At 59.2% G+C, this 25,111-nt stretch carries 22 protein-coding genes and 2 tRNA genes; 13 read left to right on the forward strand and 11 right to left on the reverse strand.

Features of this window, described 5'->3' with window-relative positions; translation table 11 throughout:
• Window positions 1-49: 49 nt before the first annotated feature.
• The 5 genes from trpS to rlmN form a co-directional block, all read right to left on the reverse strand.
• Entirely contained in the window at window positions 50-1,045 is a 996-nt protein-coding gene (gene trpS, locus B7G66_RS02830) for a tryptophan--tRNA ligase (RefSeq protein WP_003620195.1), read from the reverse strand.
• A gap of 47 nt (window positions 1,046-1,092) precedes the next feature.
• Window positions 1,093-1,578, reverse strand: coding sequence for a c-type cytochrome (locus B7G66_RS02835; protein ID WP_003620197.1), 486 nt, complete (start codon window positions 1,576-1,578; stop codon window positions 1,093-1,095).
• A gap of 104 nt (window positions 1,579-1,682) precedes the next feature.
• Window positions 1,683-2,177 (reverse strand): FKBP-type peptidyl-prolyl cis-trans isomerase, encoded by a 495-nt coding sequence (locus B7G66_RS02840; protein ID WP_003620199.1) that lies wholly within the window; start codon window positions 2,175-2,177, stop codon window positions 1,683-1,685.
• A gap of 41 nt (window positions 2,178-2,218) precedes the next feature.
• Window positions 2,219-3,448, reverse strand: coding sequence for an argininosuccinate synthase (locus B7G66_RS02845; protein WP_003620201.1), 1,230 nt, complete (start codon window positions 3,446-3,448; stop codon window positions 2,219-2,221).
• A gap of 151 nt (window positions 3,449-3,599) precedes the next feature.
• Window positions 3,600-4,832, reverse strand: coding sequence for a 23S rRNA (adenine(2503)-C(2))-methyltransferase RlmN (gene rlmN / locus B7G66_RS02850; protein WP_003620204.1), 1,233 nt, complete (start codon window positions 4,830-4,832; stop codon window positions 3,600-3,602).
• A 452-nt stretch (window positions 4,833-5,284) separates the two neighbouring features.
• Here rlmN and B7G66_RS02860 point away from each other — a divergent pair, with 452 nt between their 5' ends.
• From B7G66_RS02860 to B7G66_RS02875, 3 genes are all read left to right on the forward strand, one after another.
• Window positions 5,285-6,379, forward strand: coding sequence for a glycosyltransferase family 4 protein (locus B7G66_RS02860; RefSeq protein WP_003620208.1), 1,095 nt, complete (start codon window positions 5,285-5,287; stop codon window positions 6,377-6,379).
• 258 nt (window positions 6,380-6,637) lie between these two features.
• A complete protein-coding gene (locus tag B7G66_RS02870; RefSeq protein WP_003620211.1) occupies window positions 6,638-8,152 on the forward strand; it encodes a YifB family Mg chelatase-like AAA ATPase in 1,515 nt (504 codons plus the stop codon).
• A gap of 66 nt (window positions 8,153-8,218) precedes the next feature.
• A tRNA-Val gene (locus B7G66_RS02875) sits at window positions 8,219-8,293 on the forward strand.
• A gap of 192 nt (window positions 8,294-8,485) precedes the next feature.
• Here the strand turns inward: B7G66_RS02875 and B7G66_RS02880 are convergent.
• From B7G66_RS02880 to B7G66_RS02890, 3 genes are all read right to left on the reverse strand, one after another.
• Window positions 8,486-8,728 (reverse strand): hypothetical protein, encoded by a 243-nt coding sequence (locus B7G66_RS02880; protein ID WP_003620213.1) that lies wholly within the window; start codon window positions 8,726-8,728, stop codon window positions 8,486-8,488.
• Between the two features lie 180 nt (window positions 8,729-8,908).
• The gene (locus B7G66_RS02885; protein ID WP_003620216.1) at window positions 8,909-10,795 is read right to left on the reverse strand and encodes a hypothetical protein; all 1,887 of its coding nucleotides are present in this window, start codon (window positions 10,793-10,795) and stop codon (window positions 8,909-8,911) included.
• Between the two features lie 49 nt (window positions 10,796-10,844).
• A complete protein-coding gene (locus B7G66_RS02890) occupies window positions 10,845-11,801 on the reverse strand; it encodes a mitochondrial fission ELM1 family protein (RefSeq protein WP_003620218.1) in 957 nt (318 codons plus the stop codon).
• Window positions 11,802-11,900: 99 nt separating this feature from the next.
• Here B7G66_RS02890 and B7G66_RS02895 point away from each other — a divergent pair, with 99 nt between their 5' ends.
• Entirely contained in the window at window positions 11,901-13,040 is a 1,140-nt protein-coding gene (locus B7G66_RS02895; protein ID WP_040511979.1) for a DEAD/DEAH box helicase, read from the forward strand.
• A 203-nt stretch (window positions 13,041-13,243) separates the two neighbouring features.
• Window positions 13,244-14,299 carry a M14 family metallopeptidase gene (locus tag B7G66_RS02900; protein WP_048858839.1) on the forward strand — a complete coding sequence of 352 codons (1,056 nt, stop codon included), beginning with the start codon at window positions 13,244-13,246 and terminating at the stop codon, window positions 14,297-14,299.
• 170 nt (window positions 14,300-14,469) lie between these two features.
• On the opposite strand, the gene glyA is transcribed toward B7G66_RS02900, so the two are convergent.
• Complete coding sequence (gene glyA / locus B7G66_RS02905; protein ID WP_003620225.1) at window positions 14,470-15,756, reverse strand: serine hydroxymethyltransferase; 1,287 nt, start codon at window positions 15,754-15,756, stop codon at window positions 14,470-14,472.
• Window positions 15,757-15,933: 177 nt separating this feature from the next.
• Between glyA and B7G66_RS02910 the strand changes: the two genes are divergently transcribed.
• The 3 genes from B7G66_RS02910 (at window position 15,934) to B7G66_RS02920 (ending at window position 19,479) form a co-directional block, all read left to right on the forward strand.
• A complete protein-coding gene (locus B7G66_RS02910) occupies window positions 15,934-17,421 on the forward strand; it encodes an amino acid permease (protein WP_003620227.1) in 1,488 nt (495 codons plus the stop codon).
• Window positions 17,422-17,524: 103 nt separating this feature from the next.
• Entirely contained in the window at window positions 17,525-18,520 is a 996-nt protein-coding gene (hemB, locus tag B7G66_RS02915) for a porphobilinogen synthase (RefSeq protein WP_003620228.1), read from the forward strand.
• Window positions 18,521-18,705: 185 nt separating this feature from the next.
• Window positions 18,706-19,479 (forward strand): arginyltransferase, encoded by a 774-nt coding sequence (locus B7G66_RS02920; protein ID WP_003620229.1) that lies wholly within the window; start codon window positions 18,706-18,708, stop codon window positions 19,477-19,479.
• 729 nt (window positions 19,480-20,208) lie between these two features.
• Here the strand turns inward: B7G66_RS02920 and B7G66_RS02925 are convergent.
• Window positions 20,209-20,282: transfer RNA gene (locus B7G66_RS02925), tRNA-Gln, on the reverse strand.
• A 181-nt stretch (window positions 20,283-20,463) separates the two neighbouring features.
• Between B7G66_RS02925 and B7G66_RS02930 the strand changes: the two genes are divergently transcribed.
• Entirely contained in the window at window positions 20,464-21,621 is a 1,158-nt protein-coding gene (locus B7G66_RS02930) for a Ppx/GppA phosphatase family protein (protein WP_231105634.1), read from the forward strand.
• Entirely contained in the window at window positions 21,596-22,363 is a 768-nt protein-coding gene (locus B7G66_RS02935) for an RlmE family RNA methyltransferase (RefSeq protein WP_040510821.1), read from the forward strand. Before B7G66_RS02930 ends, B7G66_RS02935 begins: the two co-directional genes overlap by 26 nt.
• Window positions 22,364-22,422: 59 nt before the next feature.
• Here the strand turns inward: B7G66_RS02935 and B7G66_RS02940 are convergent, their stop codons facing one another.
• Window positions 22,423-23,322: an ROK family protein gene (locus B7G66_RS02940; RefSeq protein ID WP_003620232.1), complete on the reverse strand. Its 900-nt coding sequence runs from the start codon at window positions 23,320-23,322 to the stop codon at window positions 22,423-22,425.
• Window positions 23,323-23,456: 134 nt separating this feature from the next.
• Here B7G66_RS02940 and B7G66_RS02945 point away from each other — a divergent pair, with 134 nt between their 5' ends.
• The 3 genes from B7G66_RS02945 to B7G66_RS02955 all read left to right on the forward strand — a co-directional run bounded on the left by B7G66_RS02945 (window position 23,457) and on the right by B7G66_RS02955 (window position 25,033).
• Window positions 23,457-23,699: a sulfurtransferase TusA family protein gene (locus B7G66_RS02945; RefSeq protein ID WP_003620233.1), complete on the forward strand. Its 243-nt coding sequence runs from the start codon at window positions 23,457-23,459 to the stop codon at window positions 23,697-23,699.
• 159 nt (window positions 23,700-23,858) lie between these two features.
• Window positions 23,859-24,089: an exodeoxyribonuclease VII small subunit gene (locus B7G66_RS02950; protein WP_040511981.1), complete on the forward strand. Its 231-nt coding sequence runs from the start codon at window positions 23,859-23,861 to the stop codon at window positions 24,087-24,089.
• A 56-nt stretch (window positions 24,090-24,145) separates the two neighbouring features.
• Window positions 24,146-25,033 (forward strand): polyprenyl synthetase family protein, encoded by an 888-nt coding sequence (locus B7G66_RS02955; RefSeq protein ID WP_003620236.1) that lies wholly within the window; start codon window positions 24,146-24,148, stop codon window positions 25,031-25,033.
• The last annotated feature ends 78 nt before the right edge of the window (window positions 25,034-25,111 follow it).

The following is a 25,111-nucleotide window of genomic DNA, read 5'->3' on the forward strand; positions in this document are numbered from 1 at the left end:
CCAAAAACTTTTCCTGTTTTTTATCAATGAGTTGTTTTCAAACAACCCCTTATTTCAGAAAACCCACAAGGGACTCTGCCTCAGCCACGATGGGTTCAGCGATTACATTAGCCCGCCGCGCGCCATCACGAAGCGTATCACGCAGGAAACCCGGCTCTTTCAGCAGACGGGTCGTCTCGTCTGCGATGGGGGCGATATGCTGGATCAGCACATCGGCCAATGCCTTTTTAAAGGGACCAAATCCTTCACCACCATGCTGGTCCAGCACGTCCTGAATTCCGCATTGCTGCAACGTGGCATAGATCGTCACGAGGTTGCGGGCTTCGGGACGGTTTTCCAGACCGGCTTCCTCGCTGGGCAGCGGTTCCGGGTCGGTCTTGGCACGACGGATCTTTTGCATGATCGTATCGGCATCATCTGTCATCTCGATCCGACTCTGGGCTGAAGGATCGGATTTCGACATTTTTTTCGTGCCGTCACGCAGGCTCATGATCCGCGCGCCCTGCGGTGGGATCAATGCTTCCACGATCGGGAAAAAATCCTGGCCATAATCATGGTTAAATTTCTGCGCGATATCGTTGGTCAGTTCCAGATGCTGGCGCTGGTCATCCCCAACAGGCACCGCCGTTGCCTTATAGGTCAGAATATCTGCGGCCATCAGGTCGGGATAGACATACAGCCCTGCTGAATGGTTTTCACGATCCTTGCCCGCCTTGTCCTTGAACTGCGTCATACGGTTCAACCATCCAAGACGCGCCACGCAGTTAAATATCCATGCAAGGCGCGCATGCGCCGTCACGGCGGATTGGTTGAACAGGATGTGACGCTGCACATCAATGCCCGAAGCCAGAAGCACCGCCGTCTGTGCCAGCGTCTGTTCGCGCAGGGCCTGCGGGTCCTGCCAGACGGTGATGGCGTGCATATCCACAAGGCAGAATATGCATTCGTTGTCACGTTGCAGCCCAACCCAGTTGCGTATCGCACCGAGATAGTTGCCAAGCTGCGGAATTCCAGTCGGCTGGATGCCGGAAAATATGCGTCGCATCCCGCTGTTTTCCGCTCTTTGCCGTATGGTCGTCAAGCGCGTTGATATCAGGGAAGGCGATGAATCTCATCAAGGCGGCGTCGTTCCTCGGCCACTGCGCTGGTGGGCAGGGGATGCGCCCGCACGGCCGCGATTTCATCGGCGCTAAACACCGGCGGCCGCTCCGAATCCCCACGCGCGGCAAGGTAGGTCAGGATAGACGCAATTTCATGATCGGACAGGCGGTTACGAAATGACGGCATTGAAAAATTATAATGCACGCCCCGGATGTCGAGTGGACCATTCAGACCATTAAGCAGGACATCCGCCAGATAATGTCGCCCCTCCGCCGTGGCGCCTATTACATCCACCCGCCCGATCAGGGGGGGAATCTCGCCCTTCATGCCCTCGCCATTATGATGGCAGATACCGCAATTGGTGCGATAGCGCGCCGCCCCTTCGTGCTTGCCCGAACAGGCCGACAGCAAAAATGCCCCCGCACAGAAGAGAACCATACCTTTCGCAACGCGAAACATATCCGGGAAAGTCAGCATGCGTCACGATACCCCCGTGGGCAGGGAAGGGATACGAAAAACGGCACCGGGATACGCCCCCGGTGCCGCTTTCTGTTCTAGCTCAGGATTACGCAACCGCCCCCTTAATGGGAACGCGAAACACCCAGAAGCTGGATCTTGAAGATCAGCGGGCTGTCCGGCTGGATGATGCCCATTGATTTATGCCCATAAGCCAGTTCCGGCGGGACATAAAGCATCCAGACATCGCCGACATGCATCATGGGCACGGCTTCCTGCCAGCCTTTGATGACCATTTCCAGCGGCATCTGCATGTAGGCACCATGCCCATGCTGGTCCGAACTGTCAAAGATCCCGCCATCTGGCAGGCGACCTTCATAGATGACCATGACACTGTCGTTGACGGTCGGCTGCGCCCCGTCCTTAGGACCTGACTTCAGGACCTTATAGGCCAGTCCGTCCGGCAGGACCTTCACGCCGGGCTGCGTCTTCACGTTCGCCATGAACTGTGCGGGGGTCAGTTCAGGCTCATCTTCTTTTTTGCTTCCGCCACATGCCACCAGCGGTACCGCCAGCGCAGTCGCCAGAAGAAAGGGAATGACGCGTGAAAAACGTTTCATGACACCTCGGTTGATGGAATAGGGATGAACGGTAGGAAACCTCAAAGGGCGCCACCACGACGACCAATCTTGGCACCAAGACGCAGGCGCAGCGCATTCAGGCGGATGAAACCCTGTGCATCGGCCTGATTATAGGCGCCTTCATCATCCTCGAAAGTCACGACGCGGGTGTCATACAGGCTGTTGGGGCTTTCACGGCCAACACAGATCACGTTGCCCTTGTACAGCTTCAGCCGCACGCGACCGCTGACCGAATGCTGGCTCTGGTCGATCAACGCCTGCAGCATGCGCCGTTCAGGCGAGAACCACAGACCGTTATAGATAATCTCCGCATAGCGGGGCATCAGGCTGTCCTTGAGGTGCATCGCTTCGCGATCGAGCGTAATGCTCTCGATGCTGCGGTGCGCGGTCAGCAGGATCGTCCCACCCGGCGTTTCATAGATGCCGCGCGACTTCATGCCGACAAACCGGTTTTCCACCAGGTCCAGCCGGCCGATGCCATTCATGCGGCCCAGATCGTTCAGGCGCGCCAGCAGCGTTGCAGGCGACAGGGCCTGCCCATTCAGCGCGACCGGATCGCCGGAGACGAAATCAATCGTGATTTCCGTCGCCTTGTCAGGTGCGGCCTCTGGGGAAATTGTGCGCTGGAAAACGATCTCGTCCGGCCCGACCGCCGGATCTTCGAGCAATTTTCCTTCGGACGAGGAATGCAGCAGGTTCGCATCGACGGAGAAGGGGGCTTCGCCCCGCTTGTCCTTGGCGATGGGGATCTGGTTTTCCTCGGCAAAGGCAAGCAGCTTCGTGCGCGACGTCAGGTCCCATTCACGCCATGGGGCGATCACGGTGATATCCGGCTTCAGCGCGTAATAGGCCAACTCGAAACGGACCTGATCATTGCCCTTGCCGGTCGCACCATGCGCCACCGCGTCCGCACCGACCTGTTCCGCAATCTCGATCTGGCGCTGCGCGATCAATGGGCGTGCGATGGAGGTGCCTAGCAGGTACTGGCCTTCATACAGCGCATTCGCCCGGAACATCGGGAAGACGAAATCCTTGACGAATGTCTCGCGGAGATCCTCGACAAAAATTTCCTTCACGCCGAACATCTCGGCCTTTTTACGTGCGGGTTCCAGTTCCTCGCCCTGACCAAGGTCGGCGGTAAAGGTTACGACCTCACACCCATAGGCGGTCTGTAACCATCGAAGAATCACGGACGTATCGAGACCGCCTGAATAGGCGAGCACAACCTTCTTGACGTCCTTGGCGGCCATGGGGAGAGGTCTCCTGTCGACAAAACTGATAATTTTCCCTGCCGACCACCCTGTCGGCAGCATGCCGTCCTAGCATCCCAAAGCGCCCACGACCAGCAGCGAGGAAAGGTTTTATCAACCTCCCCGCAAAGCCATGCACGCAGGCACGGGCTCAGGCATTATCCGTGGTGGGGGCGGGCTGGCGACGGGCACGCTGGCTTTCGGTGCGCAACTGCCCGCATGCGGCAAGGATGTCACGCCCACGCGGCATGCGGATGGGGGATGCGAACCCGGCATCCATGACAATATTCGCAAACCGGTCGAGCTGTTCGCGCGTGGAGGGCTGAAACCGGCTGCCCGGCCACGGGTTGAACGGGATCAGGTTGACCTTGGCCGGGATACCCGCAATCAGACGCACCAGTTCACGGGCGTCGGCCTCGCTGTCGTTCACGCCACGCAACATGATATATTCAAACGTAATACGCCGCGCATTGCTGGCGGCGGGGTAACGGCGGCATGCGGCGATCAGATCGGCAATGGGATATTTGCGGTTCAGCGGCACCAGTTCATCACGCAGGTCGTCCCGAACGGCATGCAGGGAAATCGCCAGGTTGATGCCAAGTTCATCCCCGCATTGGTCCATCATCGGAATGACGCCGGATGTGGACAGGGTGATACGCCGCCGCGACAGGCCGATCCCTTCGCCATCCATGATAATCTTCATGGCCTTGGCAATATTTTCGTAATTGTACAGTGGCTCTCCCATGCCCATCAGCACGATGGTGGACAACAGACGCGGCGTTTCCCCCCGGGGACTGGGCCATTCGCCATAACTGTCGCGCGCAGCCATGAACTGCCCCACGATTTCCGCCGCGCCAAGGTTGCGTACCAGCCCCTGGGTGCCGGTATGGCAGAAGGTGCATGACAGCGTACAGCCAACCTGCGATGAAATGCACACCGCACCCCGGTCTTCGCGCCGGTCGGGGATATAGACGGTCTCCGCCTCCTGCCCGTCACGGAAACGGAACAGGAATTTGCGTGTCTCGTCACTCGACGTCTGGACAGTGGCAGCCTGTGGGCGGCTGATGACAAAACGCTCCGCCAGCTTTTCCTGCAGGGGCTTGGCAATCGAACTCATGCAGGAAAAATCGGTAGCCCCCTGATGATAGATCCAGTGCCATAACTGCTTGGTACGGAATGGCTTTTCCCCGATTTCCAGAAGGATTTCCGTCAATTCCTCCCGCGACAGTCCCACCAGTTCACGACGCCCGTCCGGCAGTACGGCCGAAGGCGGTGCGAACTGCGCCGATTTGGCAAGGATGCGGGTGCGTTCGTCATCGGTCAAAGCCGCTGCCGACGCGGCCTCCCGAACGGGATTGGCATATGGGGAAGTAACTTCGGACATAGCGAAACACGCCTTGATATTCGGGTCGGGACAGGTGCAGGAACGGGATTGCCCGCTCCCTAACACATCTGCCCCCCCGAAAGCGACCACAGACTATTAAAGACTACGGCGAGAAGCCCTCTCACAAAATATGATGGAATTTCAAAAATCGGGGCCATCATGAATACGCAGATCCAACAGATGCCCCAACGGGAATGCCCGCCATTGCGCAGGCAAGAGATCAAAACCCTTGCGGGGGCATGACATGAAACCCACGTCACATAACGCTGTGCCGAGTTTCAGAACTGCCTGATCCTGTTGATATGATGCCGGCTTCCCCCGGCGTCCGACATGGCAGGCCCATAGGAGGCGGGCAGGGGGATGCGCGGACATGCACATCAGATACTGTTTTTTCGCCTTATCTTTAGCTACAACCGCCCATCCCTGAATATATTGACGGAACCTGACGGATAATGCGCATTGCCTATATCATAAACTCCCTTGAGGGTGGCGGCGCATGTTTCCCGGTTCCTGCCATCACCTCCGTCTTTCGTCAGGCAGGACACGAAGTTGCGGTCTTCGCCCTGTCACGACGCGACGGCCTGGCACTTTCCCGACTGGAAGAGGCCGGACTTCAGGTGGAAATTTGTCCGGCGGGGGAAAAACAACAGTTACAGACGCTGCGATGGCTCAATCAGGCGCTGACTGCATGGAAGCCCGATCTTCTGTGGACCTCGCTGATCCGTGCCACACTGCTGGGGCAGTTGATCGGCACGCGCCATCGCTGGCCCGTGGTCAGTTGGCAGCACAATGCAAATCCCAAACCTGCCAATCGACGCCTCCTGCTGGCGCAACGTCGGCTCTCATGTTTCTGGGTCGGGGATTCACAGTTCGTAACCGATGAAACGCACAGGATACTTGGCATTCCGCGCGACCGACTGGCGTGCTGGCCCATTTTCTATGCAACCCCAACGGCCCCGCAGGCACAGCCGTGGCGCAAGGGGGAAGTCATACGGATCGGGTCGCTGGGTCGCCTGTCGCGTGAAAAGGGATATGGGGATCTCTGTGCCGCTCTGGCACTGGTGCGCAAGGCGGGGCATAACCTGCCGCAATATGAAATTACCGTATGTGGCGAAGGAAACCACCGTGCCTTTATCGAGGAACGGTGCAGGGCGCATGGCCTCGATATGATCCGGTTTCCGGGTTTTGTGTCCAATACCCGCGATTTCATCGCGTCGCAGCATATGTATATACAGCCGTCACGCTGGGAAGGGTTCTGCGTCGCAATGCATGAGGCCATGCAGGGTGGCCTGCCGGTGCTTGGCACAACTGTCGGGGAAATGGGATATTCGGTGCAGGAGGGGAGGACCGGTTGGCGCGCCGCGCCACGAGATCCCCAATCACTGGCGGATGCACTGATCCGGGCACTGTCGCAACCGGAACGTTTCCATGACATGGGGCAGCAGGCGCGCGATTATGTCTGTACCCGGTTCAGTGAGCAGACCTTTACCCAGGCGGGGATGAGTATCCTGGAACGTGTGCGAACCATTACAGGAATTCGCAACTGATTGCCAAAGATCACCAACGCCATGCCATGGGCGCCATGTCAGGGACGTGGCGCCGGGAATTCATGATGGCTGGGGCCGGACATGGCGGATACGAAACCACGTTGCAGCACGCCGCAATGCGCCCCCGTCCGGTCTGCGCCTTATGTTCTATAATATATATTATGCCAACAAGTATGTCCGTCTGGATGGGCATTGGCGCTTTGCGTCGCATTCCGGCATCATGAAATCCTGACTTACTGACGGATTGAATTCTGACCTATGGCTGACACGTTGCTGGCATGTATTCACGGCTTTGCGTTCTGTGGCATTGATGCCACACCCGTTAAGGTTGAAGTGCAACTTTCCACCGGGCTGCCATCATTCCTGATCGTCGGCCTGCCAGACAAGGCCGTCGCGGAATCCCGTGAACGTGTGCGTGCGGCCCTTTCGGCCATGGGGCTGGCGCTGCCGGCAAAGCGCATTGTCGTGAATCTGGCCCCGGCCAACCTCGCCAAGGAAGGATCACATTTCGACCTGCCCATCGCCCTCGCCCTACTTTGTGTCATGGGGGTCGTTCCTTATGATATGGCGAGCCGGTATGCGGCACTGGGTGAACTCTCGCTTGATGGTGGCATCAATCCCGTATGCGGCGTCCTGTCCGCGGGCATGAGCGCACATGATCTTTCGCTGGGTCTGATATGCCCACGCGCACAAGGCGTCGAAGCACGATGGGCCAGCGACGCGATGGACATCCTCGCCGCGGACAGCCTCCCTGCCCTTGTCAATCATTTTCGGGGCCAGCAGATCCTGACGCCTGTTGAACTCCCCGACCTTGGGCGGGACACATCCGGTACGCCCACTCTCGACCTAGCAGATGTACGCGGTATGGAAAGTCCGAAGCGCGCGCTGGAAATTGCAGCAGCCGGCGGGCATTCGCTGCTGATGTCCGGCCCACCAGGGGCCGGGAAATCCATGCTGGCCGCACGCCTGCCAAGCATATTACCCAACCTGACAGCAGAAGAAATCCTGGAAGTCAGCCGTATCCACAGCGTCAGCGGCCTGCTATCGGACGGGCATCCGATTATGCGCCCTCCTTTTCGCGACCCGCACCACTCCACCAGTCAGGCGGCACTGGGTGGTGGTGGCGCACGCGCACGCCCCGGCGAGGTCAGCCTCGCACATCGGGGCGTACTGTTTTTGGATGAACTGCCAGAATTTTCCCGCCATGCATTGGAAACCCTTCGCCAGCCCCTTGAAACCGGTTCCATCACAATCGCCCGCGCGGCAGCACACGTGACCTACCCTGCCCGTTTTCAGTTCATTGCCGCCATGAACCCATGCCGTTGCGGATATCTTGGCGATGCCGCGCAGGAATGCCGCAAGGCGCCGCGTTGTGGCGAGGATTATCAGGCCCGCATTTCCGGCCCGCTTCTGGACCGTATGGACATGTATGTACGCGTCGAACCCGTACCCCTGGGGCAGATCGCCGGGCTTGAACGTGGGGAAAGCAGCGCCATCGTGGCCGAACGGGTTGAGGCGGCCTATGCGCGGCAGCGCAACCGGCAGGACGGCCTGCGCAACGCCGAAGCCGGTATCGACCTGTTCCCCATTCAGGCGTCAGCACGCGATTATGCCGTCATGGCCTCCGAACGTCTGCATCTGTCGGCCCGTGGTTATACCCGCCTGTTGCGCGTGGCGCGTACGATCGCAGATCTGGCAACCGTGGCAGAGATTGAGCAGGGTCATGTTGCCGAAGCCCTCGCCTATCGTTTGCGCCGCCCTGTACGAAGATAAAAAATCCTGTCTTCAGGTGCTTGCATCCCATCAAAGGATCGACTAATAACACCTCACCGAACGGATGGGTGCGTAGCTCAGCGGTAGAGCATCGCCTTCACACGGCGGGGGTCACAGGTTCAATCCCTGTCGCACCCACCATCCGGCCTTCCCCCTATAAAACAGAAATTTCTGGTGAATCTTGTTTTCATAAAAGATTCGCACGACCTCGCCCAAAAGAGCGATGTCCCGTTTTTTCTTATATAACCCCTTCCCGCCTCTATGCGTCAGTGACCGGACAGGTCGTGCGGCCCGCCCCTGTTTCGGGACGGGCCATATCAATTCCAGCCCGGATTAACGGACCTTCTTTTCACCCAGGATGTGAAGGCACAGCGCCCGCAGTTCGTCTGCCGTCACGCCCTCCGGGTTATGTTCCGCCTTCTTGGCGATGTCCTTTTCAATACCGGCATGTTCCTTACCAACATGCGCGGCAAGCATGATGACTTCCTCACGGGTCAGCAGCTTGGGTTCATGCTGCCCGCGAGCAGCCAGCTTCTGCAGGTGTTCAGTAGCGGAAGGCGTATGTGAATCGGTCATTTCAGTATCATCCCTTTGTGATTTCATCACTCTATCGTGGCGATCACAGTCCGGTAAGAAACGCACGGGCATGGCGGGGTTACGTGAAAAGCGCGATACCCAGCCCCGCGCCAGGCGCGCAACATCGGGACACTGTTTGAAAACAGCCCCTTGTATACAGCAGCCTGCACGGGCAGGTCTTCAGAACCCGAACATATGGTCCAGCGAAAACACGCCATCCGCGCGCAGGCGTCCATGATATCCGAACAGGCGGCAGGACTGGTCACGGATCATGACATATCCACCCGCCCCCGTGCGATCGATGGCATCCTGCCCGAAAATCAGGTGTGGCCAGAGCGTCAGCGACCCACGTGCGGGAATGCTGACCTGCCTTTCCCCTATCTTCCGGCCCGTTTCGTCATGCAGGACCAGCACGGTAGAAGATCTGTCATGCCATGCGCCCGACACAGGATAGATAAGATGACAGAAACTTGGCGCATGTCCCGCACCAGCCTGCAGGAAAAGACGTGTCGTCAACCCCGGTGGTGGCCCGGAATAAGATTGCGGTTCGTTGCGATAGGTCATGACCGTGTTGAAGATATGCGCCCCGAAACTGGTTTCCGCGACATGTCCCGTCATCAGATCTTCATACCGTATCAGGGCATGCAGCCAGCCATCCGCATGCCCCCCGTCACGGAAGTCATAAACCAGTTCCCCATGCCCTGCCCGCCCGGTGATGTCGGACAGGTCCTGCGCCATCTCAAAACCACGCGTCAGGCACCCAAGAAAACGTGAACCTGACGGTTGCCCCTCCTCGTCAAAACAGTCGATCCGCACTGGCATCGTCTCCAGCGCATGCGACATGGGCGCGGGTTGCAGTGTCGTGCGGTAACGCGCAGGATCGGGCACCGGGAACGGCAGGAGATAGCCCCGCCCGAAAAAACGCGATGGCAGGCTGGCAATCCCGGGATCATGCCCAAGGTCGCTGCGTTCTACATTCAGATGCGCAATGCGGGTGCCGCTAGACGCCCGGATTTCATAGCGCGGACGCACCACATGATAACCGCCATGGAACTCAAGCTGCTCAGGCCATGCGGCGTGGGGCAGGTATTCGTTTACGCATACCCCCACCGTTTCATATGGGCCAAGGGGCCGGTCGATGGGAACCCGCGTATCATGGCCCATGCGTCCCAACGCCATGGCGTTGGCGGGAACAGGCACCGCATGACTGTTCTGGACCCACAGGATCACCTGTTCCCCCTGGCGGGGCGCAGGCAGGTTGGCATAGCGTTCGGCAGGCCAGGCATTGGCATCATGCGTGACGGACAGGGTATTGCTGGCATCATCGCCATGGATTTCCAGCGCATATTTGACAACATCATGTCCCGCCACCCCAAGGACATGGATAAAAAGCTGGCCCGTAAAGGCGCCAAGGCCAAAACGACGCCGGACCTGCGCACTCTCCACAATGATTGACTGTTCTGGTGCGAAGGGGCCTTCAACCCAGCTTGCAAGGGGATGGCCATCCTGACCGAACAGGCGCAGCCATAACCGGACTTCGCCCGCGCCATAACGTGCCCAGTAATTGGTGGTGACAAGACGGGTGGACAGCCCCCCTTCATCGCGGAAAAATGCATGATTTGTCGCGAAATTCAGGCGATTGAGATAGGTCCCCGCGACAGTAAGCATCCCGTCAGGCAACCGGGCATCCGCCAGCGTGAAGATTTCCACCCCCGCAGGCAGGATATCACGCAGCCGGGTGCAGACCCGTTCATGTTCGAAATCCAGCGCCCACACAGCCCGCACGGGGGCCTGCGGCAGATCGGCAAGTGCCCGGGTCAGGCCACAGGCCGTTGGCTGTCCCACCTTCTCGCTATCATGGACATAGATACCCTCAATCCGCATTTCCTGCGGCAGGAGCGCAAGGAGGGTAGCCGCATGTCCGGCCGGGTCATAGATCGCAACCGGCCCCTTATCGTGGAACACCCGCACCAGCGCCGCCAGACGCTCCGCCGCCAGGGGATGGGAAAATGCCTTGTAGGCGATATTGCCGCCAGTGCGTGCGTCATAGGTGCGGATATCGAGCATGCCTGTTTTATGTCATAATTGCCTGCTGGAAACACGCATTATTCGCAGATCATTTCAGGTTCAGCCTGTGACGCATTTCCTGCGCGACAGCCTGCGTGTCATCCAGCGGCGCAACCGGCCAGTCACGCATGCGCCCGTCAAATACCCGGATACGTCCCGCCTGTGTCAGGTCCTGCATGAACAGCCCGATCCGACGCGAACGCCCCGGCAACGCCGCGACCATGACCGGCGCCTGCGTCGCCACGGCCTCTGATATCATCGAAACACTGTCCGCCGTCACCACAATGGCGTCCGCGCAGGCAAGCAGGCCGAGATAGGGATTCTCCCCTTCCATGTCCCACACCCATGCCCCCTTGGGCGACAGGTGGTGCGACAGGATCTCCCTGACCTCCACACCGGTTCGCCGCGACGGGGTCAGCGCCAGGCCCACCCCGTCGCAGTCGATCATCCGCCCGAGCTGCGCGGCAAGGGCGTGCCCCTCCGCCGCACCAAGCCGGAATCGCCCATTCCCCCCACCGACAAGGACACTGACCAAAGGGCGTGGCAGGTGGGCAAGGCGTGGCGCCCATACGCGCCGGGCCTGCGCAAGGCATTCGGGGGAGACACCATGCAACGCCGTGCGTGACAGTACGACGTTCGGGCCTGAAATCTCGTCATGACGGTTGGCGATCACCAGGTCGAATTTCCGCAGGTCCATGCGCGGGTTCTGTATCTGCACCACCCGGCCACCGCGTGCCCGCATGGCCGCGCCAACCGCCCCCCCCGTGCCACCGATGCTGATCATCACGCCCGACGGCCCCATGCAGGTTGCGGGCATCTGCAACGGACGGATGGCACGCAGGGGCATGGGCCACCATGATGCAGGCAGATAACGCCAGCCGGGGCGTACCATGACCGGGCAGAGCACGGGGGTCAGCCCCGCACGCCGCGCGAGGCCGAAAGCCTGTGATTTCATGCCGGCAAAATCTTCGGCGATCACACCGGCCGTGGGATCGGCGGGGGGCATCAGTGGGGGCGTCATGGCATGCATCTGGCGCACCGGGAATCGCAACGTCAATCCCTTTCCCTTTTCCTGGGGGGGCAAAGCACTGTATGGCTTGGCGCGATGACCGAAGATCCCTGCGCCTCCTTTGTTGAAACCGGCCTTACGGCACCCGTGCGGGACAACCTGTCGCGCATGGGGGTACGCATTCCCTCGCCCATTCAGATACAGGCCATTCCCCCGATTCTGTCCGGGCGGGACGTGGAAGGCATCGCCCCGACCGGCACCGGCAAAACCATCGCGTTTGCCGCCCCCCTTACGCAGCGTCTGCTTGGGGCGCCACATGAACGCATCCCCCATGTGGCACGCATCATCTGCCTGTCCCCCACACGGGAACTGGCCAACCAGACCGGCGGGGCATGGCGCGGATGTGCGAAAGGCACCGGCCTGAAGGTGGTGGTGACCATCGGTGGCGTGCCAAGGGCGCGGCAGGTGCGCGACCTGGAGGCGGGCGCGGATATCCTTGTCGCCACGCCCGGACGTCTTGTGGACCTGTTATCCGATGGTGCGGTGGTGGCAGATGCCACGACGGCCCTTGTGGTGGACGAGGCTGACCGGATGCTCGATCTTGGTTTCATCGACGACATGATGTCCATCGCATCCCGCCTGCCGGTCACGCACCAGACATTGCTGTTTTCCGCCACCATGCCTGCCGAAATTGTCGATCTGGGGCGCAGGCTGCTGCACCGGCCAGTGCGGGTGAAGGTGGACACCGCCGATGCCCCGCCACCACGTATCCGCCAGCAGGTCATGTTCATTCCCCCCCGACACAAGCTGGGTGCGCTGGTGTCTTTCCTGTCCACCCACCCGTCGCGGCGTGTTTTGATCTTTACCGAAACCCGGCGGCAGGCGGATGACCTGGCAAACGCTCTGGGACGGGAGATGACATGCGGTGTCATGCATGGTGAACACACGCAGGCGCGACGGGAACGTACGTTGCGTGATTTCCGCGATCACAAGCTGCATGTCCTGATCGCAACGGATGTGATGGCACGGGGTATTGACGTGGAAGATGTCATGCTGGTGGTCAATTACGATATTCCCCGCCAGGCTGAGGCTTATGTACATCGCATCGGGCGTACGGCGCGCGCGGGCCGCCAGGGAAGCGCACTGTCACTCTGCGCACCAGAAGAGCGCCTGTTGCTCAAGGACATCGAACGCGTGACTGGCGCGCGGCTGAAGGCAATCGATCCCCCCGCATAATCCCGACTGGATCAGTCCCACTGAATAATTCCCGCAGCGCAATCTGCCTGCGTAAAGCACGCGTGATGCTGGCGTATAAATGAACGTGCCATGGATTGCAGGCCGTGGGCGAGGCGATAAACTTGCCCCATGACCCCTCGCCTCCGTCCCCACCGGCATCCTGAAGGTGCGTGCTGCCCTGCTGTACGGGACATGCTGCCCGCATGAAGCACCTTCCCCCTGTGGACGCCGTCCCGATACGCACGCGCCGTCGTGGCGTCTTCATGGAAACACTGCCCCCCCCGCCTGCGCCTTTGCCACGGTTCAAGGTCGAGGTTCCTCCCCCCGACCTGTCCGCATGGCGCGAGGGCAATTGCGGCATTCCCGGCGTCATGCATTTCGAAAGCCGCCGTGTCGGACCACATGTCGTGGTGGTGTGCCTGATCCACGGCAATGAATATACCGGCGCAATCGTAATGGACGAATTGCTGCGTGCGCGCATACGTCCCGCCACAGGGCGACTGTCTGTCATCTTCGCCAATATTGGGGCGCTGGCACAGTTTGATCCCGAACGTCCGGTGGCCTCACGCTTCATTGACGAAGACATGAATCGTGTCTGGTCCGAAGACACATTGCATGGCGCACGGTCTTCGCATGAACTCGACCGCGCGCGGCAGATCCTGCCGGTCATCCACACGGCGGACATTCTGATGGACCTGCATTCCATGCTGTGGCCCGGCAGGCCGCTGATCCTGTCGGGACGGGCTGCGCGCGGCATCACCCTTGCGCAACAGATCGGTGCGACGAAACTGATTGTTGCAGATGACGGCCATGCCGATGGCACACGCCTGATCGACTTTGCACGTTTTTCCTCCCCCCATACGCAGGCACGCGCATGCCTGCTGGAAGCAGGGCAGCACTGGCAGGTGCAAACACTGCATACCGCGCGCAGGGCCGTACGTGCCCTGTTGCGCCCGTCCTGCCTCCTGACAGGGAATATCCAAAAAACATGGGAGGTCGAAAAAACAATCGCCGAAACACCGCCTACACCGCGCATGCGATGCATGGTGGTCACGGACCTTGTTCGTGCGCAGTCCTCGCGCTTTACCTTTGTCTCGCCGTTCTGCGGCGGGGATATCATCGCACAGCGTGGCACGCTGCTGGCGCGCGATGGCGATGACGAAATACGTACGCCCTATGACGACTGCATGCTGGTCATGCCCAACCTGCGACCGGGCCGGGGGCAGACCGCGCTGCGCCTTGCACGGCATGTCCCGTGATGGGCGGCAGGCACTACAGCCCCAAACCCGGTATCGCGAGACGTAATCTGGCGTGGATTTTGACCGTAACACTTTGAAGGACGCCGCCTTCATGGAAAAAGACGGCGCCCGACAGTCACGTCATGACGTTATCCACAAACCTTCGCAGGCGGATAACGCATCAGACCCGATCAGGAATAGATCGGGAAACGCGCGCACAGCGCCTTGACACGTGCATGCACGTCCTGCTCCGTCTTCGGGCAGCCATCTTCGCCCCCCTTTGCCAGCGCACTCAGCACTTCATCAATCATCAGGCCGACCTCACGGAACTCCGCCGCGCGGAAACCACGTGCCGTCGCAGCCGGACTGCCGAGGCGGATGCCCGACGTGATGGCAGGTTTTTCAGGGTCGAAGGGAATGGCGTTCTTGTTCGCGGTAATGCCCGCACGTTCCAGACTGCGTTCGGCGGCACGGCCCGTCACACCCTTGGGACGCAGATCAACAAGGATCAGGTGACAATCCGTGCCGCCCGTGACGATATCAAACCCACGTTCCACCAGCGTTTCACCCAGCACACGGGCATTGTCGGCAACCGCCTTCTGATACTCGATGAAATCGGGACGCAGGGCCTCGCCAAAGGCCACGGCCTTTGCGGCGATGACATGCATCAGCGGCCCCCCCTGCAGGCCGGGGAAAACGGCTGAATTGATCTTCTTGGCAAGATCGGCATCATTGGTCAGGATCAGGCCACCGCGCGGACCACGCAGGGTCTTGTGCGTTGTGCTGGTCACGACATGGGCATGCGGAAGAGGCGAAGGATACAGTCCCGCCGCGACAAGCCCGGCGAAATGGGCCATGTCCACCATCAAGAAGGCGCCGACTTCATCCGCAATCGCACGGAAACGTGCGAAGTCGATGATGCGGGGATAGGCCGAGCCCCCCGCCACGATCAGCTTGGGCTTTGCCTCACGCGCCAGGCGTTCCATTTCCTCGTAATCCAGCAGGCCGTCTTCCTGACGCACGCCGTACTGCACCGCATTGAACCACTTGCCCGAATAGTTCGGGGCCGCGCCATGGGTCAGATGGCCACCTGCGGCAAGGCTCATGCCCAGCACGGTATCGCCCGGCTGCACCAGCGCCATGAATGCCGCCTGGTTGGCATTTGCGCCGGAATGCGGCTGCACATTGGCGAACTGCGCGTTGAACATCTTCGTCACGCGTTCGATGGCCAAGGCCTCGACCTTGTCCACCTCCACACAGCCACCGTAATAGCGGCGACCGGGATAGCCTTCGGCGTATTTGTTCGTCAGGACACTGCCCTGCGCGGCCATGACGGCGGCGGACACCATGTTTTCACTGGCGATCAGTTCGATGCCGTCGCGCTGACGGATTTTCTCCGCCTCGATGATATTGGCGACATCCGCATCGACCTCGCTGAGGGGGGCACGAAAAAACTGCTTCAGGCCTGTCTGGTTCATAGGGTCCGACACCGTTATAATTCTCCATCGTCTAAAGACGGCTGATGCCTTCCTTGTGCAAGAGGGCATGGATACAGCGTTGCTATGTGCCATATCGTGGCGGTTAGACAACGCCAAAATGACGGAGCGTCCTGATTTGATCCTTTCCTGTGTCCCGATTGACGGGAAATATCGCGCATGACACGCACCGTAAGCAGTGGTTTCCTTGCATCCCTCCTGCGGCGGCAGGACGTGTCGGTCAAAGCCTCCTCGGCCGGGGGGCTGAAACGCGTGCTGGGGCCGGTCAACCTGATCGCGCTGGGCGTGGGGGGCACGATCGGCGCGGGCCTGTTCTCCCTGACCGGGATCGCCGCCTCCACCAATGCGGGGCCTGCGGTCGTATTGTCCTACCTGCTGGCGGCCATTGCATGCAGCTTTGCCGGGCTGTGTTACAGCGAACTCGCCAGCATGATCCCGATCGCCGGCAGCGCCTATACCTATGCCTATGCCGCGCTTGGTGAACTGGTGGCATGGATCATCGGGTGGGACCTTGTGTTGGAATATGCAGTCGGGGCGGCCGCCGTCTCCGTCAGTTGGTCACGCTATGTGACATCGCTGCTTGCGGGCTGGGGGATCGGGATTTCCCCGCGCCTGACCGCCTCCCCGTTTGAAACGGTACTGCTGTCCGATGGGACGCAGGCACATGGGCTGATCAACCTGCCTGCCGCCTTCATCATCGTGGCCATTTCCTTGCTGCTGATACGCGGCATTTCTGAATCCGCACGGGTCAATGGCGTTATCGTGGTCATAAAGCTGGCGATCATCGCGGCTGTGATCGGCTTTGGCCTGCCCTATATCAAGGTGGCGAACTATACCCCCTTCATTCCGCCCAATACCGGGGAATTCGGGCATTTCGGCTTTTCTGGCGTGATGCGCGCGGCAGGGACGATCTTCTTCGCCTATGCGGGGTTTGACGCCATTTCCACCACTGCACAGGAAACACGCAATCCCGCCCGTGACATGCCGATTGGCATCCTGGGCAGCCTGCTGATCTGCACGCTGGCCTATGTGCTGTTTTCCTTCGTGCTGACAGGGCTGGTCAATTACAAGGACATGCTGGGCGATGCGGCCCCCGTTGCGACGGCCATCGACCAGACACCTTTCGGCTGGCTGAAGGTCGCGGTGAAGATTGGTGTCATCTGCGGGTTTACATCGGTACTGCTGGTACTCCTTCTGGGACAGAGCCGGGTCTTTTACGCCATGTCACGCGACGGGCTGTTGCCGCGGATCTTCAGTGTGACCCATTCCGTGCGCCAGACGCCCGCCTATTCACACCTGTTCTTCATGCTGCTGACCGGCAGTTTCGCGGCGTTCCTGCCCATCGACCAGCTTGCGCACATGACCTCCATCGGCACATTGCTGGCCTTTGCCATCGTCTGCCTGGGCGTCATCATGCTGCGCATGCATGAACCCGACCGCACCCGCGCCTTTCGCGTGCCGGGGGGATATGTCATCCCGGTGCTGGGCATCGTATCATGCCTTGCCGTCATGGCTTCGCTCGACGGGCTGACATGGGTCCGCCTTATCATATGGCTGGCGGTCGGGATCATGATCTACCTCTGCTACGGACATCGCAACAGTGTCCTGGGCCGCAGCAACGCAGGACATAAAGAGGACGATGCATAGGGCACGCACCGGATTTCATGTCCTGCGGGTTAACGCATCATAATTTGGCATCACACAGGCCCGGTTCCATACTCGGGCCGCTTTTTTCAGGAGGCTGCATTTCATGACCATCGGTCGTTTTCCCCATACCCGCCTGCGACGTAACCGACGGGACAGTTTCACCCGTCGCCTTGTGCGCGAAACCACGCTGACGACCGATGACCTGATCTGGCCGATTTTCGTTACCGAAGGCACGGATAGCGTCACCGATGTCGCCTCCATGCCCGGCGTGCGCCGCGTCAGCCTCGACCGGTTGGCCGCCCATGTGGAACCTGCGGCAAAGCTTGATATCCCTGCCCTTGCCCTGTTTCCCATCACGCCGACGGAACTGCGTGATGAAAAAGGGACCGAAGCCCTGAACCCCGACAGCCTGATGTGCCGTGCGGCACGCCTGCTGAAGCGTGAATTCCCGGAAATCGGCCTGATTGGCGATGTGGCGCTCGACCCCTATACCAGCCACGGCCATGATGGGTTGATCGAGGACGGATATGTCATCAACGACCCATCCGTGAAAATCCTGACCCAGCAGGCGCTGAACCAGGCGGCAGCCGGGATCGACATCATCGCACCATCGGACATGATGGACGGGCGCATCGGTTCCATCCGTCAGGCACTTGACGCACAGGGCATGCACGACACGCGCATCATGTCCTATGCCGTCAAATATGCCAGTGCATTCTATGGCCCGTTCCGTGATGCACTGGGATCTGGCGGGTTGCTGAAGGGGGACAAGAAGACATATCAGATGGACCCTGCCAATAGCGACGAAGCCCTGCGTGAGGTTGCTCTTGACCTTGATGAAGGTGCCGACATGGTCATGGTCAAACCCGGCATGCCATATCTGGACATCATCCAGAAAGTGCGTGAAAGATTCGCGGTACCGACCTTCGCCTATCAGGTATCTGGTGAATATGCGATGATCATGGCGGCGATCCAGAACGGATGGCTGGACCGTGATCGCACGATCCTGGAAAGCCTGACTGCCTTTAAGCGTGCGGGCGCCAATGGGGTCCTGACTTATTTCGCACTTGATGCCGCACGGCTCCTGCTCGAAGGCTGATCTGCCCCCCCCCCGATACCGACGCGAAAGAGATGTGATCGCGTCGGCATTGCGGTTTGTAATGCGATCCAGCCAAAGATACGTTATCATCACGGCCATCGTTCTGTTTTCCCATCCCTGCGCATTGGTATTTTTAACCGATGGAGGGAATGAAAACGGGCATCGTGAACTGCTGGTGAACCCGTATGACCTATACATCACCACGGCATCCGCAACTGTTCTATACAACTGCGCCGATGCCCTGCCCCTATCTGCCGGAGCGTATGGAGCGCAAGGTCGTTACCGATATTACCGGCCCACAGGCGGAACAGCTTCATAATCGGCTTTCCAGTGCTGGTTTCCGCCGCAGCCACACAATCGCCTATGCGCCGGTCTGCGCCGGATGTACCGCCTGCGTGCCCATTCGCCTGCCGGTCAACCGCTTCCGCCCCGATCGCACGCAACAGCGTATTTTCCGCCGTAACCGCGAACTGCTCAGCATGGATGTCCTGCCCCGTGCCACAGAAGAACAATTCGCCCTGTTCCGGCGATATCAACTGTCACGACATGGCAATGGCGACATGGCAGGCATGAATGCGGCCGATTACCGTAACATGATCGAAGATACGCCCATCCGGACCTTCATGATCGAATTCCGTGACCATAGCGGCCAACTGATCTGTGTCAGCCTGCTGGACCGGGTCGAAGACGGGCTCTCGGCCGTCTATACCTTTTTCGATCCTGATATGCCACGACGGTCCCTTGGTACTTATGCCATCCTGTATCTGGTGGAGCGTGTCCGCATGATGGGGCTGTCACACCTCTATTTAGGATACTGGATCAAGGGTAGCCCCAAGATGGCATACAAATCGCGCTTCCGCTCTGCAGAGATCATGCGGCGCGGCGTGTGGACCGAACTGGTGGAACCCCAGCACGATACATCACATTTCCTGCCGGTACTGCCGGTTACGGTGGGATAGTCTCTCCTCCCCCCGACGACGGTTTGGACAGCACGGTTTGAACTGTTCAAGTCCAGAGCATATGTCGACTGGACACCCCATGCCTCCAGAATTTATCGCCCATCAACAATGGAAAAATCCTCTCAATAATATTGGTTTTTTCTGAAGACAGGCGAAACATATTTCTGCCGTAGTGCTTAAAATCTCACATCAAAATAAATCATTAATACTTCCATACGCAAATAAAAAACCATTAGATCATATTATTTCTTATAAGAGATAAAATTTATAGATACAATGCTTGCATTTACTTAATTAAATTTATGATTTCAGTGTTATTATACGAAAAAACAAATAGAAAAATAAATACTACATGAATTATATTATGGAAAATCTCTTTATGTGGGAACCATTCCAAAAGAGACGTTGTAGAGGCACAGACACACATGATGCCCCTTTGAATATATTTCTATTTTTTTGTAGGATATTATGCATCTTAATTCGCATGTTTATGCGAATTAAAAAGGACACTCTCAGGTGCCCTTGGATAATTGCTAGATACTGGCTTTCCACCCGAAATGATATCAGGGGATATCTGTTCTGGTTACTCTGGCTTTGCGTGGGTCAGTAATTCTGGATTTGCATGAAAATGGCTGACAGAGCGGAAAACCGACCTTAAGGTTCTATACAGCTTTCTACAAACACTTATTTCATGCCTATAAGACATTGATTTCATTGCAGAAAAAATAATGGCTGGGGGACCTGGATTCGAACCAGGGCTGACCGGGTCAGAGCCGGTAGTTCTACCGCTAAACTATCCCCCAGCAGATCTACCCTGTTAAGGTAGAAAGCACTGTCGTTGCGGTGAAGGGGTGATAGCATCGGTGCATGAGGTGCGCAACCACCTTTTTTCGATCTTTTTATGCAATTACATATTTGACTTGCGTTTAATGCAGGACAGTCCCCACAATGATGGAATGCCTTGAAAGGCAAAGGATTGCACGCATGCTCCACGACGTTCCCCGTCCCGCTGTGCCGGGACAAGGCCACCAGATGTTCGGGATGTCTGATTTCAGGCGTCTTCCGTACGCCGCGCCCTTGTACGCGGCTCTGGATCTGGGAACTCACAACTGCCGCCTGATGGTGGCCGCCCCTGCCGGACGCGGCTTTCGTGTCATAGACAGCTTCAGTCGCGTCGTGCGGCTTGGCGAGGGACTGCATCACACGGGACGCCTTGGGCAGGATGCAATGGCCCGCACGGCCGACGCCCTGCGGGCATGTGCCTTACGAATGCGCCGTGCCGGACTGAAGAAATATACAGCCATCGCGACGGAAGCCTGCCGTCGTGCTGAAAATGGACTGGCGTTCCTTGATGGCATCCGCGACGAAACCGGATTGTCCATTTCCATCATCTCCGCGCGCGAAGAAGCGGAACTGGCGCTGACAAGTTGCGCCTCGCTGTTGCATGACGGTCGCTTCTCCCCCCTGCGGGAACGTGCATTGCTGTTTGATATCGGTGGCGGATCGACGGAAATTGCATGGGTGCGTACAGACCATGCCCGCGCGCGGCAGTCCCTGATCGGGTATCTGAGCCTGCCGATGGGCGTGATCACCATATCGGAACAGCTTGGCGATTCGGCATTTACGCCCGGGGGATACCGGCACATGGTCGCAATGGTCCGTGCGCAGCTGGAGGCGTTTGAGGACGTACATTGCATCCGGCGTGAAATTGCATGTGGCAATGTCGTATTGATGGGCACCAGCGGTACAGTAACGACGCTGGCCAGTGTCGCGCTGGGACAGGTCCGTTATGACCGGTCCATGATTGACGGCGCGACCCTGTCGATGACGCAGGCGCTGAAGGTGATCAGGCGACTGAATGGCATGGATCGGGCGGGGTTGTCCGGCCATGTGGGAATCGGCCCTGACCGTGCGCGCTATATCATGGCGGGTTGCGCGATTTTCGAGGCAATCCAGCAGGCATGGCAGGTGCCCGAAGTGGTCGTGGCGGATCGAGGATTGCGTGATGGCATGCTTTTGCGCATGATTGACAGGAGTTCGCGTATCGCTTTGCAGCCGGTACCTTCATCCTTTTCTCCTGTCCGGCACAAGCTGAGGCCGACGAACGGTCCCTTACATGAAACGACGACCAGCAGACCCTAAACCCAGAATTCCGGGAAAATCACGTTCCAGCAGCCTGACCCCTGGCGAAACCCTGTCCAGTGCCGATTCCGGCGCTGTCCGTTCCGCCCGGAACCAGACCGTGACCGTCAAGAAGGCGCGCGGCCGCACCACGGCGCAGCATCGCTGGCTTCAACGGCAGCTTAACGACCCTTACGTGCAGGCGGCACAGAAACAGGGCTGGCGTTCACGTGCCGCATTCAAGCTGATAGAGCTTGACGACCGTTTTCACCTGATCCGGCCGGGCATGCGCGTGGTTGATCTTGGCGCCGCCCCCGGTGGGTGGGCACAGGTGGCGGTAAAACGGGGGGCAAGCCACGTCATAGGCGTGGACCTTTTACCGGTTGACCCGGTGCCGGGCGCCACAATTATCGAGGGGGATTTTAACGATCCCGACATGCCAGAACGCCTGCGTGAACTGCTTGACGGTGCGCCGGACCTGGTGATGTCCGACATGGCCCCCAATACCACCGGACATGCCCCGACGGACCACCTGCGCATCATCGGCCTTGCCGAACTGGCACTGGACTTCGCGACCCAGATTCTCGCACCAGGGGGAAGCTTCATTGCCAAGGTGTTTCAGGGAGGGGCGGAAAAGCAGATGCTTCAGGCGCTGAAACATTCCTTTGGGCAGGTCCGGCATGCAAAGCCACCAGCCAGCCGCAAGGAATCCAGTGAACTTTATGTCATCGCCACCGATTTCCGGGGACGTGATACGAACTAAGTGCCGGGGGCCTGCCCCTTTTCTCCCGGTTCTGAGTGGGGGGACAGGCCGGGATTATGTTACGGGGTGTTCCACAGCCACGCTGCACCCCGGACGCCGGAACTGTCGCCATGGACATTCTTGACGATGGGGGTGTTGCAATTGGGGGTGATCGCATACCGCCGCATCATCGGGGGCACACGGTCATAAATGTCCTTGATATTGGACACACCACCGCCAAGCACGATGACATCAGGGTCAAGAAAGTTGATCGCCAGCGCACAGGCACGCGCCATGCGCTCCATGTACCGGTCCAGCGCCCCGATGGCTGTGATATCGCCACCTTCCGCCGCCTCCACAATACCGCCCGCGCTGCGGTGCCCGGGACCTTTCCAGTCCTGCGCCAGGGCCGATCCACTCAGGAAACGCTCCATACACCCTTCGTTGCCGCAGAAGCATTTGGGCATGGGGAATTCCTCCAGCCGCGGCCACGGCAGGGGGACATGCCCCCATTCCCCCGCGATATGATGCGCCCCGATGATCAGCTTGTGGTCCGTGACAATGCCCGCCCCCATGCCTGTGCCGATAATGACGCCAAACACGGTCTTGTACCCCTGCCCCGCCCCATCAATGGCTTCGGACAGGGCAAAGCAGTTCGCATCATTTTCCACCCGGACATCGCGGCCAAGGGCCTCGGTCATATCCTTGTGCAGGGGCTGGTTATTCAGCCATGTGGCATTTGCATTCTTGATAACATGCGTGTCGGGACTGATGGAGCCGGGAATACCGATTCCCACCGTACCCTGACCGCCAAGTTCGTGGTCCACGCCCGCGATCAGTTCACACATGGCACGAATGGCGCCACTATAATTGCCGGGATTGGTAATGCGCCGACGGACCAGCTCCTGCCCGTCCTGGCCAAGGGCCGCGATCTCGATCTTGGTGCCACCAAAATCGATTCCGATACGATAAGGCCCCATCAGCAGCTACTTTCGTGCGTCATGATTACATCCATGGCTTGTTTTCTTTTATGATCCGAACCTGGTCAGATTTCAAACCCCGCCCAGTCCCAACATGCCGGGGATGGGCCCCGTGTCAAAGGAACAGACGTGGCATGAACGAAATCCTACTTGATGCACGCGGACTGACATGTCCACTCCCCGTGTTAAAGGCAAACCGGATATTGCGTGGCATGCCTGGTGGTGGTCGCCTGCGTGTCATGGCCACCGATCGTGCATCCGTTGCCGATTTTCAGGCCTTCTGTCGGGAGACCGGGCATGCGCTCATCGCATTCGGTGAAGAGGGCGGCACCCTGTCTTTTGTCATTCGACGCAAGCAAGACACTGTAAATAAATAGTTTTTAATGGATTGGCATTGTCGTGGGCAGATATCCATGCAAGATGCTGTAACCTTTACCAAGCAATCTGGCGACAATCGCGTGATATGTCCCCTTGGCAGAAGGCCGCCCAAAGTTGTAATTCCTGCGCCACCATGACGATGAAAGTGTGACATGCCGATGACAGATGACCTGACTTCCCTTTCCTTCGAGGATGCGCTTGCCGAACTGGAAGGCATTGTCCGTCAGTTGGAAGGCGGTCAGCTCAGGCTGGAAGATGCCATCAAGGCATATGAGCGTGGCGCTGCCCTTCGCCAGTATTGTGAGACCAGGTTGAACGAGGCCGAGGCCCGCGTTCAGGCGATCATCCAGCGTGCCGATGGTTCGCTGGATACGAAATCTATGGATTGATGCGTCAGATGAGCCAAACAACAGCACCCTCGCCCGAAAAAGACGGCAAGGACCGTATGGTCCGTCTGCGCGCCTCCCTTGCCGCGCGGGCCGAAGCGGTCGAACACACGATTGATCGCCTGCTGGCCCCGGTCAATGGCGGCGAAGCCCGCCTGATTGATGCCATGCGCTATGCCACGCTTGGCGGGGGCAAGCGCCTTCGTGGGTATCTGGTGGCCGAGGTGGCCAGCATGTTCAAGGTCGAGGAGGCCGGGGCCTATCGCGCCGCCGCGTCTGTCGAAATGCTGCATGCCTATTCGCTTGTGCATGATGACCTGCCGGCGATGGATGATGATGACCTGCGTCGCGGCCAGCCCTCCACCCATCGCAAGTTTGACGAAGCAACGGCCATTCTGGCGGGCGACGCGTTGCAGACCATGGCGTTCGGCATCCTGGCCGATCCCGCGACCCATCGCGATGCCGGTGTGCGTATCGACCTTGTCACCACACTGGCCGCCGCATCTGGCGCCGCCGGCATGGTGGGCGGGCAGATGATCGACATGGAGGGCGAAGGCCGTTCCCTGTCGCTTGAGGAAGTGGCGCGCCTGCATGCGCTCAAGACCGGCTGCCTGATCCGCTATTCGGCCGAAGCCGGGGCGATCCTCGGACAGGCGGCACCGGATCTGCGTGAACGCATCGCGGCCTACGGACGTGACCTTGGCGCCGCGTTCCAGGTGGCGGACGACGTGCTTGACGCCACTGCAAGCGCCGAGGAACTCGGCAAGACAGCAGGCAAGGACGAAGCCGCCGGCAAGTCCACCTATGTCGCCCTCCTTGGCGTAGAGGGCGCCGCACATGAGGCACGCCGCATCGCGGCGCAGGCCGAGGCGCATCTCGATATCTTCGGGTCCGAGGCAGATCGCCTGCGCGACCTTGTGAATTACGTGGTAGAACGCAGGAACTGAGCGCATGACTGATACCCCGACCCCCAAGGCGGATGCGTGGGGATCGATCCCGACGCTGGGCCGTTTTGCGCAGCTTGA

The organism is Novacetimonas hansenii JCM 7643 (assembly GCF_000964405.1).
GTDB lineage: Bacteria > Pseudomonadota > Alphaproteobacteria > Acetobacterales > Acetobacteraceae > Novacetimonas > Novacetimonas hansenii.